Source organism: Hymenobacter sp. BT491 (assembly GCF_014349165.1).
Classification (GTDB): domain Bacteria; phylum Bacteroidota; class Bacteroidia; order Cytophagales; family Hymenobacteraceae; genus Hymenobacter; species Hymenobacter jejuensis.
On the sequence record NZ_JACSJJ010000003.1, the window covers coordinates 1,125,486 to 1,140,157 of the forward strand.

At 55.4% G+C, this 14,672-nt stretch carries 12 protein-coding genes; 8 read left to right on the plus strand and 4 right to left on the minus strand.

Annotated elements, in window-relative coordinates; translation table 11 throughout:
- Positions 1-176 precede the first annotated feature (176 nt).
- Together H9I52_RS16405 and argB are read right to left on the minus strand one after the other, a co-directional pair.
- Positions 177-1,247, minus strand: coding sequence for a M20 family metallo-hydrolase (locus tag H9I52_RS16405; RefSeq protein ID WP_187454727.1), 1,071 nt, complete (start codon positions 1,245-1,247; stop codon positions 177-179).
- Complete coding sequence (gene argB, locus H9I52_RS16410) at positions 1,235-2,017, minus strand: acetylglutamate kinase (protein WP_187454728.1); 783 nt, start codon at positions 2,015-2,017, stop codon at positions 1,235-1,237. The genes H9I52_RS16405 and argB overlap by 13 nt, the downstream gene beginning before the upstream one ends.
- 591 nt (positions 2,018-2,608) lie before the next feature.
- Here argB and H9I52_RS16415 point away from each other — a divergent pair.
- From H9I52_RS16415 to H9I52_RS16445, 8 genes are all read left to right on the plus strand, one after another.
- Complete coding sequence (locus tag H9I52_RS16415; protein WP_139515533.1) at positions 2,609-3,196, plus strand: GNAT family N-acetyltransferase; 588 nt, start codon at positions 2,609-2,611, stop codon at positions 3,194-3,196.
- Positions 3,196-4,383, plus strand: coding sequence for an argininosuccinate synthase (gene argG / locus H9I52_RS16420; RefSeq protein ID WP_187454729.1), 1,188 nt, complete (start codon positions 3,196-3,198; stop codon positions 4,381-4,383). The genes H9I52_RS16415 and argG overlap by 1 nt, the downstream gene beginning before the upstream one ends.
- Positions 4,370-5,353, plus strand: a complete 984-nt coding sequence (gene argC / locus H9I52_RS16425) for an N-acetyl-gamma-glutamyl-phosphate reductase (protein WP_187454730.1) — start codon at positions 4,370-4,372, stop codon at positions 5,351-5,353. The genes argG and argC overlap by 14 nt, the downstream gene beginning before the upstream one ends.
- Positions 5,353-6,495: an aspartate aminotransferase family protein gene (locus H9I52_RS16430; RefSeq protein ID WP_187454731.1), complete on the plus strand. Its 1,143-nt coding sequence runs from the start codon at positions 5,353-5,355 to the stop codon at positions 6,493-6,495. The genes argC and H9I52_RS16430 overlap by 1 nt, the downstream gene beginning before the upstream one ends.
- Positions 6,492-7,577: a glutamine-hydrolyzing carbamoyl-phosphate synthase small subunit gene (gene carA, locus H9I52_RS16435; RefSeq protein ID WP_187454732.1), complete on the plus strand. Its 1,086-nt coding sequence runs from the start codon at positions 6,492-6,494 to the stop codon at positions 7,575-7,577. Before H9I52_RS16430 ends, carA begins: the two co-directional genes overlap by 4 nt.
- A 485-nt stretch (positions 7,578-8,062) precedes the next feature.
- Positions 8,063-8,431: a hypothetical protein gene (locus tag H9I52_RS22875; RefSeq protein WP_222940525.1), complete on the plus strand. Its 369-nt coding sequence runs from the start codon at positions 8,063-8,065 to the stop codon at positions 8,429-8,431.
- A 98-nt stretch (positions 8,432-8,529) separates the two neighbouring features.
- Positions 8,530-11,760 carry a carbamoyl-phosphate synthase (glutamine-hydrolyzing) large subunit gene (gene carB / locus H9I52_RS16440; protein ID WP_187454733.1) on the plus strand — a complete coding sequence of 1,077 codons (3,231 nt, stop codon included), beginning with the start codon at positions 8,530-8,532 and terminating at the stop codon, positions 11,758-11,760.
- A gap of 93 nt (positions 11,761-11,853) precedes the next feature.
- Positions 11,854-12,798, plus strand: coding sequence for an N-acetylornithine carbamoyltransferase (locus tag H9I52_RS16445; protein ID WP_187454734.1), 945 nt, complete (start codon positions 11,854-11,856; stop codon positions 12,796-12,798).
- 203 nt (positions 12,799-13,001) lie between these two features.
- On the opposite strand, the gene H9I52_RS16450 is transcribed toward H9I52_RS16445, so the two are convergent.
- Both H9I52_RS16450 and H9I52_RS16455 read right to left on the minus strand, forming a co-directional pair.
- Complete coding sequence (locus H9I52_RS16450; protein ID WP_187454735.1) at positions 13,002-13,526, minus strand: hypothetical protein; 525 nt, start codon at positions 13,524-13,526, stop codon at positions 13,002-13,004.
- Positions 13,527-13,620: 94 nt separating this feature from the next.
- Complete coding sequence (locus H9I52_RS16455; RefSeq protein ID WP_187454736.1) at positions 13,621-14,583, minus strand: NAD(P)/FAD-dependent oxidoreductase; 963 nt, start codon at positions 14,581-14,583, stop codon at positions 13,621-13,623.
- Positions 14,584-14,672 lie beyond the last annotated feature (89 nt).

Below are 14,672 nucleotides of genomic sequence, written 5' to 3' on the forward strand. Positions count from 1 at the left end.
GTTGCGAATGGTTGCTAGAACTGGAAAGGTAGCTCCCCTCCTTTTTTCAAGGAGGGGTGGCCAAAGGCCGGGGTGGTTCGGCTAGAATTAGAAAGCTAGAACTAGTTGTTCAACGGCTTTTACCACCCCCAACCCCTCCTTAAAAAAGGAGGGGAGCTACCTTTCCAGTTCTAATATTAGTCAAAGCGAAAGCCTTCTAGAAGTTGGATGTAAGTGTTGATGCCGGCCCGAATCTCGCTCAAGTAGATGAATTCGTCGGGAGTGTGGGAACGGGCCGAGTCGCCGGGACCGATTTTTACCGTGTTAAAGTTCATAACGGCCTGATCGGAAAGGGTAGCGGAGCCGAACGCTTTGCGCCCCAACGACAGCCCCCGCTGCACAAAAGGATGCTGCAACTCGATGCGAGAAGAATTGAGGTGAACCGAACGCGCAGTTACCTCTGCCCCAACGTGTTGCTGTACCACTTGTACCACTTCTTGGTTGGAGTAAAGCTCGTTGGTGCGTACATCCACCACAAAATGGCAGCGGTCGGGCACCACGTTGTGCTGCGAGCCGGCCTGCACCTGCGTCACGGTCATCTTTACTGGTCCGAGCAGCGGCGACACGTCGGGGAAGCGGTATTTCTGGAACCACTGGATATCGGCAACTGCTTTATACAGAGCATTTTCGCCTTCGTCGCGGGCGGCATGGCCGGTTTTGCCGTGCGCCACGCAGTCGAGCACCACAAGGCCTTTTTCGGCGATGGCCATGTCCATCTGAGTCGGTTCGCCGACGATGCCGAGGTCGAGGCGGCCTAGCTCCGGCAGAATGCTGCGTATGCCGTTGGCACCCGAAATTTCCTCCTCGGCTGTGATGGCGCAAATGAGGTTATAGGGCAGCTCTGATTCGTGGAAATACAGAAACGTTGCCAGCAAACTCACCGCCGAAGCGCCTGCGTCGTTGCTGCCCAAGCCGATGAGCTTATCGCCTTCCAGCACCGCGCCAAACGGATCGTGCGTCCAGGTGCTGCCGGCCTTTACGGTATCGTGGTGCGAGTTGAGTAGGATGGTGGGTTTTTGCGCGTCGTAGTGCCGACCGACGGCCCACACGTTGTTTTGCGCGCGCTGCGGCTGGGCGCCGTGGGCCGCTAGAAAATCAAAAATCAGGGTGGCGGTACGGTCTTCTTCCCGCGAAAACGAAGGCGTTTTGATCAGTGCTATCAGCAAGTCAATGGCCGCCGCGGTAAGGCGTTCGATTAGCTCCGGCATAATACCGTTTTAACGGGCTCGTTGATCTTCAACGCGTTCTCAATCACCACTTTATCGACGCCGGCGGCGAGAGCTGCAAAGGCGTTGTCGAGCTTGGGCACCATGCCGGCGGCAATGACTCCGGCAGTTTTCAGCTGCTGATACTGCTCCGGCACAATGTTTTTTATAACCGATTGATTATCAGAGATATCTGAAAGAACTCCGTCTTTTTCGAAGCAAAAGTGCAGTTCTACGCGGTAGGCGCTGGTCAAGGCGCAAGCTAAGACACTGGCGATGGTATCGGCGTTGGTATTGAGCAACTGGCCCTGGCCGTCGTGCGTGATGGCGCAAAACACAGGCGTTACGTTCGCGCGCAGCAATTGCACAACTAATTCACTATTAACACTTTCCGCATTAAGATCTCCTACAAAGCCGTAATCAATGTCCTTCACCGGACGCTTGGTGGCCCGGATGACGTTGCCGTCGGCGCCGCTCAGGCCCAGCGCGTTTATGCCGCGCTGCTGGAGCAAAGCCACGATCTGCTTGTTGGTTTTGCCGGCGTAAAACATGGTTACGATGTCCAGAGTGGCGGCGTCGGTGATGCGGCGGCCCTGCACCATGTTGGGCTCAATACCCAAGTCCTGCAACATCTGACTGGCGCCTTTGCCACCGCCGTGCACCAAGATTTTTGGGCCCGGCACACGAGCCAGCTCGGTCAGGAACAAGCCCAGCTGGCTTGCATCGTCGATGATGCCGCCCCCAATCTTAAAAATTTTCAGTACGTCGCTCATTCGGGTACGAAGTAAAAATGCGGCGCTCTAGTTCAGAAAAGGCCGGAATCTGTGGTTGGCCTGGCGCTCAGCAGCCGGAAGCCAGTCGGGCCCGGCGGATTTTTACGGCCGGGCCGTCAAAGTTTCCAAAAAAAAACATCTAGTTTTGCAACGATTTAGCGGTCTAAATGATTTAAACCGCAGAAACCTCATTCCGCTTGGCGGTAGTAGTCATGATTCTTTTCTCTTCCATTGCACTTGTACAGCGGCCCGCGTCGGCCCTGCGAACAATGCCAGCTTAAAAGCTGGCTGCAATATCTGCCTGCGTTTTTAGCGCACTGAAAACCGGCAAAGGGACTTCCTGAAAAGCCCTGCCTGAAGAGAAATTTTACGAATAACTGACTGACACGAGTGTAAGCCCCAGTGTACCTATTGCCGAACTACCCACGTTTGGCAACCTGCCCGGCAAAAGCCTTTCTTCCTGGTTTTCTTCCGGCTTCCGGCTCCCACCCCGGTACTTGCGTAGCCTCATTCGCAGACTACGATTCTCTTGCTTCCATTCGTCTTCCCGAGTCTGTTGCCGTATACAGGGCAACCAACCGAGCTTTGACCATGATTTTACGAGTCGCCAATGCTGCCGATGTGCAGTATGTGGAAACCCTTTGTCAATGGTACGCCGAATCCGCCAAAACCCGTGGCGTCGGCATTGCCAAGCGCGACCCCAACTATCTGAAAAAGAAGATGGAACGGGGCGATTCCATCATCGCTTTCGTCGACGATCAGTTGGCCGGTTTCTGCTACATCGAAACCTTTGAAGACAACAAGTTTGTCGTCAACTCCGGCCTGATCGTCAACACCGAGCTGCGTAAGGAAGGCCTGGGCCGCGCCATCAAGCATGAGGTGTTTAAGCTGTCGCGCACCAAATACCCCGAGGCCAAGATCTTCGGCATTACCACCAGTTTGGCGGTCATGAAGATCAACACGGAGCTCGGCTACAAACCCGTGACCTTCACGGAGTTAACCAGCAGCGACGACTTCTGGAAAGGCTGTAGCAGCTGCAAAAACTATGGCATCCTGATGGAAAATCAGCGCAAGATGTGCCTGTGCACCGGCATGGTGTACGACACGCTCAACGATCAGTACAGCCAGCAGCATCCCCAAGAAACCATCAACTTCATCGAAGAACCCCAAAAGCACTAATGAAAAAGGTAGTTCTCGCCTATAGCGGCGGCTTGGATACGTCCTACTGCGTCGTGTATCTGACGAAAGAACTGGGCCTGGAAGTCCATACGGTCATCGTCAATTCGGGCGGTTTTTCGCCAGAAGAGCTTGCTTCCATCGAAAAGCGCGCCTACGAGCTGGGCTCCACGCGCCACGAAGTCATCGACGTGACGGAGCGATTCTACCAGGAGTGCTTACGCTACCTGCTGGCCGGCAACATTCTGAAGAACGACACTTACCCGCTGAGCGTTAGCGCGGAGCGCATGTTTCAGTCGCTGGCTCTGGCCGAATATGCGCGCGAAAACCAAGCCGACTACATTGCCCACGGCAGCACCGGCGCCGGCAACGACCAAGTGCGTTTTGACGTGGCTTTCTCGGTAATTTCCCCTAATACAGAGATCATTACGCCCATTCGCGACCTAAGCCTTTCGCGCCAAGCCGAGATTGAATACCTCCAGCAGAACGGCGTGGAAATGAGCTGGGAAAAAGCCAAATACTCGATTAACAAGGGCATTTGGGGCACTAGCGTAGGCGGCGTCGAAACGCTGACTTCGCGCCAAGGTCTGCCAGAAACCGCTTGGCCTACGCAACTTCAGGAAACCGAGCCGCGCGACATTTCTATCACCTTCGAAAAGGGTGAGCCAGTGGCCTTAAACGGCGAGAAAATGGCGCCCGTGCTCCTGATTCAGACGCTCAACGAGATTGCCGGCAAATACGCCATCGGCCGCGATACGCACGTCGGCGACACCATTTTGGGCATCAAAGGCCGCGTGGGTTTCGAAGCGCCTGCGCCGCTGATTCTGATCAAGGGCCATCACTTGCTCGAGAAGCACACGTCTTCGCGCTGGCAGCTGCTGCACAAAGACTACATCGCCAACTGGTACGGCACCTTGCTGCACGAAGCCCAGTACCTCGACCCGGTGATGCGCGACATGGAAGCCTTCCTGAAGTCTTCGCAGGAGCGCGTGTCGGGCACGGTGTACGTGACGCTGAAGCCCTACCAATTTGAGTTGCAAGGCATTGAATCTCAATATGATATGATGCAGTCGAAAGTCGCAACGTACGGCGAGGAGAACAACGCTTGGGATTCGCGCGATGCCAAGGGCTTCATCAAGATCTTCAGCAATCAGCTTCGGATTCACAGCAGCTTCGATGGACAAAATTAAAGTCGGCATCGTGGGCGGCGCGGGCTACACAGCCGGCGAGTTGATTCGCATTTTGCTGCACCATCCGAGCGCCGAACTCACGTCCGTTGTCAGTTCCTCAAACGCCGGCAACCCGGTGTATCAGGTGCACGATGATTTGGTGGGCGACACCGATCTGGCGTTCAGCATGGCGTTGAGCGGCATAGAAGACGTAGTATTCCTGTGTTTGGGCCACGGCAATTCAAAGGCATTCCTGGAGAAGACCGATTTGCCTACTTCGTTCAAAATCATTGACTTAAGCAATGATTTTCGCCTCACCGCCGACAAGCAACTCGACGGCCGCGCCTTCGTGTACGGCCTACCCGAACTGAACAAAGCCGCAATCCAGCAGGCGCAAAACGTGGCCAATCCCGGTTGTTTTGCCACCGCCATTCAGTTGGCGCTCTTGCCGCTGGCCGCTGCGGGCAGGCTCACCAACGACGTGCACGTGTCGGCCGTTACCGGCTCGACCGGCGCGGGCCGCGAGCTGACGGAAACAACCGGTTTTACGTGGCGCACCGGCAACCTTTCCATCTACAAGCCCTTCAAACACCAGCACTTAGGCGAAATTGGAGAGAGCTTAAAGCAGTTGCAAGCAGGGTTCAGCAGCGACATTAACTTCATCCCCTACCGCGGAAATTTTGCCCGCGGTATCTTCGCCAGCGTCTACACCAAAAGTGATCTGACGCAGGACGAGGCCCGGCAACTCTTTAAGGATTTCTACGCCGCCGCGCCGTTCACCACGGTATCGGACAAAGAAATCCACTTGAAGCAGGTGGTGAATACCAACAAATGCCTCCTGTACGTGCAAAAATTTGATAATCAATTGCTTATCACATCGGCCATTGATAACCTGGTAAAAGGTGCTTCGGGGCAGGCGATCCAAAACATGAACCTGCTGTTCGGGCGGCCCGAGCAGGAAGGACTCAACCTCAAATCTGTGCTTTGGTAATGGAGCTTTTCAACGTTTATCCGCTCAACGACATCACGCCGGTTCGGGCCTTGGGCGCGCAGCTGTGGGACGAAAACGGCCAGCAATACCTAGACTTTTACGGCGGCCACGCCGTGATTTCCATTGGCCACAGCCACCCGCACTACGTGCAGCGCATCACGGATCAGGTGCAGAAAATTGGTTTCTATTCTAACTCGGTGCACATCCCGATTCAGCGCGAGTTGGCGCAAAAGCTAGGCGACGTGTCGGGCTATCCCGACTACACGCTGTTTCTGTGCAACTCGGGTGCCGAAGCCAACGAAAACGCGCTGAAGCTGGCGTCGTTTCACACCGGCAAAAGCCACGTCATTGCGTTTAAAGGCGCATTTCACGGCCGCACGTCCGGCGCAGTTGCCGCTACCGACAATGCGAAGATCGTAGCGCCGTTCAACGCTAATCACTCCATCTCCTTTCTACCTTACGATTTGGCGGAAGTGGAGCGCGTGTTGCAGGAAAAACCGACTTGCGCGGTCATTATCGAACCGATTCAGGGCGTGGGCGGCATCATTATGCCCTCCGACGAATTTCTGCAAGGGTTGGATGAATTGTGCCGCGCGCACGGCGTGGTGCTGATAGCCGACGAAGTGCAGAGCGGCTACGGACGCAGCGGCAAGTTTTTCGCCCACCAGCACGCCGGCATTCGGCCGGGCGTTATTTCGGTGGCCAAGGGCATGGGCAACGGTTTTCCCATCGGTGGCATCCTGATTTCGCCAGAGTTTCAGGCTTCTTATGGGTTGCTGGGTACCACCTTCGGCGGCAACCACTTGGCTTGCGCTGCGGCATTGGCCGTTTTGGAAGTAATTGAGCAGGAAGCACTTATAGAACACGCCCACCAAATGGGCGATTACCTCCGGACTGCTTTGCTGGCCAACGCTGGCGCGCAGGAAATACGGGGTCGCGGCCTGATGATTGGGGTGAAATATGATTTCCCCATCAAAGACATTCGCGACCAGTTGCTCATGGAACATCATATTTTTGTGGGCAACGCCTCCGACCCAACCGTGTTGCGCTTGCTGCCGCCCCTGAGCATCAAGCAGGAAGAAGTCGATCAGTTTTTACAGGCGCTTTATACCATCACGAAGGATAGCCTCGTCGAGAAATGAGTGAATTGAAGCAAGTAAAACTGGTGCTGGAAGACGGCACCGAAATCGTGGGCAAGTCCTTCGGGGCGTTTACTTCTGCTGCGGGCGAAGTAGTGTTTAGCACGGCCATGACCGGCTACCCCGAAAACCTCACCGACCCCTCTTTCGCCGGCCAGATTCTGGTGCTCACCTACCCGATGGTGGGCAACTACGGTGTGCCCGGCGAGGAGCTATACGAGTCGATTTCCCAGATTTTCGAGTCGGACAAGATTCACATTGCCGGCTTGGTGGTCAACTATTATTCCGAGGAACACAGCCATTGGAATGCGGCCAAAAGCCTCGGCGACTGGCTTTCGGAGTACAATATCCCCGGCATCTTCGACGTGGATACGCGCATGCTGACCAAAAAGCTGCGGGAAAAAGGCGCCATGCTGGGCAAAATCGTGGCCGAAGAAGATGTATCCCTCCACGACCCTAACCTGGACAACTTGGTAGCCCAGGTTAGCCAGCCCGGCGTGCAGCACTACGGCACGGGTCAGCACAGAATCGTGCTCGTCGACTGCGGCACCAAAACCAACATTATCCGCTGCTTCTTGGAGCGCGATGTTGAGCTCATCCGGGTGCCTTGGGACTATGACTTCACCACACTCGACTACGACGGCCTGTTCCTGAGCAACGGCCCCGGCGACCCAAAGATGTGCACCGCAACTATTGGTCACCTCCAAACGGCGTTGCAGCAAGACAAGCCCATTTTCGGCATTTGTCTGGGCAGCCAGCTTATGGGCCTGGCCGCGGGCGGCGACACGTTCAAGCTGAAGTACGGCCACCGCAGTCACAACCAGCCGGTAAAGCTCACTGGTACCCAGCGCAGCTACATCACCAGCCAAAACCACGGCTTCGCGGTAGACACTGACACGCTGCCCGCCGAGTGGACCATGTTGTTCGAAAACCTCAACGACGGCACCTGCGAAGGCATCAAGCACAAGACCAAGCCGTTCTTCTCCACCCAGTTCCACCCCGAAGCCGCCGGCGGCCCCGAGGATACGGAGTACCTGTTCGATGACTTTTTGAAGGCTGTGGCTGAGCACAAGGCTGCGAAGTAGACTGGCCTAGAACGCTGCTGCTCCGCTCGTCATGCTCAGCTTGCCGGAGCATCTCTACTGCTTCGTTGCTACATCGTAAAATTGCAGTCACACTTTTTCGCCCTAATAAGCTTATCAGACCAGAAACAGGCCCTATGGCATTCTCACCTGAATATTTGCATGACGCCACTTTGGTGCAAGTGAAGTTCACTTGGGAAACTGGGGTAGTGGAAATCCATCTGCGAACTTGGTTAGATCCTGCCTTCATTCTGATTGTAAGCAACGTGACTGCGCTTCACGTAACCAGAAATTATGAATGGGGGCCAAGTGAGCAAATAAATACCATCACAGTTTCCGAAAACTTGGTAGTTGTTGAAACACAAAGTGGCGACAACATTAGAGTGACTGGCAACATTAATCTCCAATGAACCAGTAGATATTCTTCGGCAAGCTCTGCATGACGTCTCTTTCTTCGCTTATCCATCACTCATTAACGCATTACTCCTATGCAAGAAAAAGGTAGAGGTTTTCCGAATTGGGGATATGTGTTGTTGGGCGCTCTGGCTTTTGCAGGGTTCTATTTCATCAAGAACATGGGCCAACGAACGATCATGAAAGCAGTGCTAGGTGCACCGGCCGATCTGATTGCGAAAGCCATGGGTTCGGCCAGAGTGTCTCCCAGAATAACCCGTAGAACGGGAAGGATATCCGCCAAAAACTTTAAGGTAGAGAGACTTAACGCGAAGAAAGATTCTCTCACTTTTCGATTCTTCTTGGATGGCGAACGTGCTGACGCAACTATCCACCTCCGAATGGCCCGGCGGCCGTCGGGCGAATGGCAGATAGTGAAAAGCGATACCCTCTACTCCAAGTAAAAAACTACCCTGCCCACGTAAGCAATCGGCTGTGGCCAGCTTTGTACGACTGCCTTTTAACATGACCGCACCAGCGGCCTGTTACCTCAACCCTTAGAATGGAAAAACCCAACAAAGTTCTCATCCTTGGTTCCGGCGCGCTCAAAATTGGGGAGGCCGGTGAGTTCGATTACTCCGGCTCGCAGGCCCTTAAGGCGCTGAAAGAGGAAGGCATCCGCACCATCCTCATCAACCCCAACATTGCCACCGTGCAGACGTCGGACAACATTGCCGACGACGTATATTTCCTGCCCGTGACGCCCTTTTTCGTGGAGGAGGTCATTAAGAAAGAGCAGCCCGATGGCATTCTGGTGGCGTTTGGCGGCCAAACGGCTTTGAACTGCGCCGTGGCTTTGTTCCGCGGCGGCGTGTTCGAGAAGTACAACGTTAAGGTGCTGGGAACGCCGGTGCAGTCCATTATCGACACCGAGGACCGCGATATTTTCAAGGAGAAGCTCGACCAGATTGGCGTGCTCTCGGCCCGCAGCGAGGCCGTGACCAGCATCGAGGAGGCTCTGAAAGCCGCGGAGAGAATTGGGTTCCCGATTATCGTGCGGGCAGCGTTTGCGCTGGGTGGCTTGGGCAGCGGTTTCGCCAACAACATGGACGAGCTACGGGCCCTGGCCCAGAAAGCCTTCACAACTTCCGACCAGATCTTGGTGGAGGAGTCGCTGAAGGGCTGGAAGGAAGTGGAGTACGAAGTGGTGCGCGACCAGTACGATAACTGCATCACAGTCTGCAACATGGAGAACTTCGACCCCATCGGCATCCACACCGGGGAGAGCATCGTGGTAGCGCCTTCGCAGACTTTGAGCAACCGCGAGTACCACAAGCTGCGCAGCATCGGCATCAAAACTATTCGCCACTTGGGCATCGTGGGCGAGTGCAACATTCAGTATGCCCTCGATCCCGTTTCGGAGGACTACCGCGTCATTGAGGTGAATGCGCGTTTGTCGCGTTCCTCGGCGCTGGCTTCTAAGGCTACGGGCTACCCACTGGCGTTTGTGGCGGCCAAGCTGAGCTTGGGCTATTCGCTGTCGGAGCTGAAAAACAGCGTAACGCAGACGACTTCGGCCTTCTTTGAGCCGGCCCTGGATTACGTGGTGTGCAAGCTTCCGCGTTGGGACCTTGGCAAATTTTCGGGCGTACAGCGGCAGATTGGCAGCGCCATGAAGAGCGTAGGCGAGGTGATGAGCATTGGCAAATCATTCGAGGAAGCCATTCAGAAAGGCTTGCGCATGCTGGATACCGGCAAGCGCGGCTTCGTGGCCAACACCCCAGAACATTTTGATAATCAAACACTTGACAAACTTCTGAGCGAACCCAACGAGGAGCGCATCTTCGCCATCAACCTAGCCTTCGAGTCTGGCTACGACATCGAGCGGGTGCACGACCTAACCAAGATCGACCGGTGGTTTTTGCAGCGCCTCTACAGCATTTATGAGCTGAGCAACAAGATCGCCGCGCGTCGCGGTGCCGGCGTAGATGCCCTGGAAACCGAGCTGCTGCGCGACGCCAAAAAAGCCGGCTTTTCCGACCAACAACTGGCCGTGAAACTGTTGGGCGAAGGCGATGTGAAAGCCGATGAGCTACTCATCCGTGCCCGCCGCAAAGCCTTGGGTGTGCTGCCCGTAGTGAAGCAGATCGACACATTGGCGGCCGAATTTCCGGCCAAAACCAACTACCTCTACACCACTTACCACGGCACCGAAAACGACCTGGCCCCCGAAACCGACAAATCTATTGTGGTGCTGGGCTCGGGTGTGTACCGCATCGGCAGCTCCGTTGAGTTTGACTGGTGCGGCGTGAATGCGGTGCAAACCGTGGCCGAAGAAGGTTATAAGTCCATCATTATCAACTACAACCCCGAAACCGTCTCGACCGACTACGACGTCAGCGACCGGCTGTATTTCGAGGAGTTGTCGTACGAGCGGGTGATGGACATTCTGGATTTTGAGCAGCCCGATGGTGTGATCCTGTCCACTGGCGGCCAGATTCCGAACAACCTTGCTACCCGTTTGGCCGAGGCCCAGGCGCCCATTTTGGGTACTGCCGCGGCCCGCATCGACGAGGCCGAAAATCGCCACAAGTTCTCCAGCATCATGGACGAGCTGGGCATTGCGCAGCCGCGCTGGAACGAGCTCACGACCATGAATGCCATCCTGGAATTTGTGCAGGAAGTTGGGTTTCCGGTCTTGATTCGGCCTTCTTATGTACTCTCCGGCGCCGCAATGAACGTGGTCTCCAACCACGAGGAACTGGAGGAGTACCTGAAACTGGCTTCGGAAGTGAGCGCCGAATACCCAGTGGTAGTGTCGGAGTTTATTCAGGAAGCCAAGGAAATCGAGCTGGATGCGGTAGCCGACAAGGGCGAAATCGTGTCGTACGCCATTTCCGAGCACGTAGAATTTGCCGGCGTGCACTCCGGCGATGCTACCATGTACTATCCGCCCCAGAGGGTGTACGTGGGCACCGTGCGCAAGCTTAAAGTGATTGCCGAGAAGATTGCCAAACGCTTCGAGATCAGCGGGCCGTTCAACATTCAGTTTCTGGAAAAGAACCGCGAAATCCGCGTGATCGAGTGCAACCTGCGGGCTTCACGTAGCTTCCCGTTTGTGTCGAAAGTATCGGGGCACAACCTGATTAAGAAGGCCACGAAAGTGCTGCTTGGCCTGCACGTAGAGCGTGATGCAAGCGAACTGGTGTACGACTCAACCTTCGTGGGCGTGAAGGCTTCGCAGTTTTCTTTCACCCGCCTACAAGGTGCCGACCCCGTGCTGCGCGTCGATATGACCTCGACCGGCGAAGTAGGCTGTCTGGGTGACACGTCCGAAGAGGCTTTGCTAAAGTCTTTATTATCAGTTGGTTATAGAATACCACAAAAAACGATATTGATTTCGGGTGGGCCGATTACGTCCAAAGTGACGTTGCTGGACGCGGCGCGCCAGCTGGTACTGAAGGGCTACACCATCTATGCTACGCAGGGCACGCACCGTTTCTTCGCCGAAAACAACGTGCCCAGCTCCCTGCTCTTCTGGCCCGACGATCACCAGGAGCCTAACGCCCTGACTTACTTGCGCGAGAAAAAAATCGATTTGGTCATCAACATCCCGAAAAACCTGACCAAAGGCGAGCTGGACAACGACTACAAGATCCGCCGCACTGCCGTCGATTTCAACATTCCACTGATCACGAACGCGCGTCTGGCCAAGGCATACATTCATGCGTTCTGCACGCTGGAAATGAAGGACTTGAAGATTAAAAGCTGGAACGAGTACAAGGCGCAATAAACTGGTGGTCGAAAGAACATCATGCTGAGCGAAGTCGAAGTCTCTCTCCCGCTTCACTAGGTATGACGTTCTGAAACTCAGAAGAATCCAAACATGAACAAATTCACCTCTTTCGCCGACGTTCCTGATTACAAAGCGCTGCTCAACAAGGCCTTAGAGATTAAAGCCAATCCGTTTGGCTACCAGCACCTAGGCAAGAACAAGACCGTCGGGCTGATTTTCTTTAACCCTAGCCTACGTACCCGCCTGAGCTCCATTAAGGCGGCCTACAACCTCGGCGCACAGGCCTGGGTGCTGAATGCCGGTGCTGACTCGTGGACGCTGGAAATGAACGACGGCGCCGTGATGAACGGCTCGACGCAGGAGCACATTAAGGAAGCCATTGCCGTGATGAGCCAGTACTGCGACGTGCTGGGCGTGCGCACCTTTCCCGGCCTGAAAGACCGCGATGAGGATTACAACGAGGTGGTATTCAACAAGATCTTGAAGTATGCTACCGTGCCGGTTATTAGCCTGGAAAGTGCGACGCTGCACCCGTTGCAGTCCTTCGCCGACCTGATTACGGTGGCCGAGACCAAGCAAACCGAGCGCGTAAAAGTGGTGCTGACGTGGGCACCACACGTACGCGCCTTGCCGCAGTGCGTGCCCAACTCCTTTGCCGACTGGTTCTCGGAAATCGATTGGGTCGATTTTGTCATTACGCACCCCGAGGGCTACGAACTGGCCGAGCGGTTTACCAAAGGCGCCCGCATCGAGTACGACCAGAAGAAAGCCCTGGAAGGGGCCGACTTTGTGTACGCCAAAAACTGGAGCAGCTACCGCGACTACGGCCAGGTAATCACGCAAGACCCTAGCTGGATGGTGGATGCGCAGCACATGGCCCTGACCAACAACGGCAAATTCATCCATTGCCTGCCGGTGCGTCGCAATGTGGAAGTAGCAGATGCCGTGCTCGATTCGCCTAACTCGTTGGTGGTGCAGGAAGCCGGCAACCGCGTGTTTTCGATGCAAACAGTGCTGCACGAGATGTTGCAATAGCTGAAATGTGTCTTCCCGTCATGCAGAGCGGAAGCGAAGCATCTCTACTGGTTAGTAATTCATCGAAGCGGGAGAGATGCTTCGCTTCCGCTCTGCATGACCGCCTTTTTTCATCATTTGTAGATTAGCAACAAACAAAAAAGCCCGCGTTCGTCTCGAACGCGGGCTTTTTTGTTTATAATCAATTAATAGTCAATTAGTTGCTACAAAGGGTCGGCGGTTACTTTGAAACGGGACTTGGCCGTCATGGTGATGTCGCGGGATATGACTTTGCGGATGACGGCTTTCGTGGTGAGCGTGTATTTTTCCGCTTTGATATAGCTGTCCAGCTGTTGGCCACTGGGTTTCAGCTCGATGCTGCTGACGCCGGTTGGCACGTTGTCGAGGGCCGCCAACAGTACCTGATCATTGGAGTTGGTGCTGATGTAGATCTCAATGGACTTGAGAAAATCGAAGTTCTCCTCTTTGGGGTCGGCGATGTCGATCGTTAACTTGTTCAGCGTCACGTTCTTCACCAAGTCGGCGCGGGTGTGGTTGTTGCTGAAGGTTTCGTCGGAGCGCGTGGGCACGTCGATGAGGAAAGCCGGCATCTGCCCGACCGGGAAGTTGGCCCCGACTTTGATGCTTTGGCTGTCCTCGATGTAAAAAGTTAGCAGCTTGTCGATTTTGTCGCACGCAACGGTGCAGAACAGAGCCAGCAGAGAAACTAAAAACAGGATTTTTTTCATGGAGTTGAATTTTACTGCAAAATACGAACTCCCATCCAAACCAGATTTATACTTCCCTCAACTTCCCTAGCAGTAGCCCTTTATGTTCTTGGTACTACTTAGGGCACTCCTCGCGGGTGAGGGTTTCGTTGATGTTGATGGCGGCTTTGGCGCCTTCGGCGGCGGCCAAAAGTGCTTGTTGCAGCCCCGAAGTATTGTCGCCGGCAGCATACAGACCGGGCAGGCTGGTTTGCTGCTTCTTATCGATCCAGATGGCACCCTTGCCCGTGATGCGGCAGCCCAGATGCTCGGCAAACTGCGTGCGCTGGTGTTGGTGCGGATGCACAAACAAGGCGTGGCGGGCCAGCGGCTCGCCCGTTTCAAAGACAACGTGCCGAAGCTCCCCCTTTTTGGTGCCTTCCAAGCACTTGACCACCTCTTCCCGCACCTGGATTTTTTGCCGGGCCAAGCGTTGCCGGGCGTGGTCGGTGAGGCCACCGGGGCCGTCGGTGCACACCACCACATCCGGCGACCACCGACTGACGAGCAAGGCCAGTCCGGTTACGCCCTTGCCCCGACCGTACACGGCCAGCGGCTGGTCGCGCACTTCCCAGCCGTGGCAGTACGGGCAATGCAGCACGCCTACGCCCCACAGTTCGCGCATGCCATCGAGGGGCGGCAACTCGTCTTCTACGCCCGTGCTCAGCAGCACTTTACGGGCAGTAATGGTAAAGGAGCGGCTGTTTTCGGTTTCGGCTATTATCTCAAAACCGTAAGCTAACGGCTTGATTTCCAGCACGCGCGCCGTGCGCAGCTCCACACTAGGATAGGGCGCTAATTGCTCGCGGCCGAGGCGCAGCAGTTCGGCCGGCTTGATGCCATCGCGGCTCAGGAAGCCGTGCACGGCGGGCGAAGGAGCATTGCGCGGGTCGCCGCCGTCGCAGACCAGCACCCGGCGCAGGCAACGGCCCAACGTAAGCGCGGCGCTCAGGCCGGCGCTGCCGGCGCCCACAATCAGCACATCGTAATCGGTAAGTGGTTGGTCTTGAGGACGGTGGCGGGAAGTAGAAGAAGCCATGCAAGCAAGTAAATCAGCGTAAGCCTCTCTATAACGCCAAAAGCCGTAGCTGGTTGAATTAAATCTGGAGACCTCGCCCCCAACTAGGC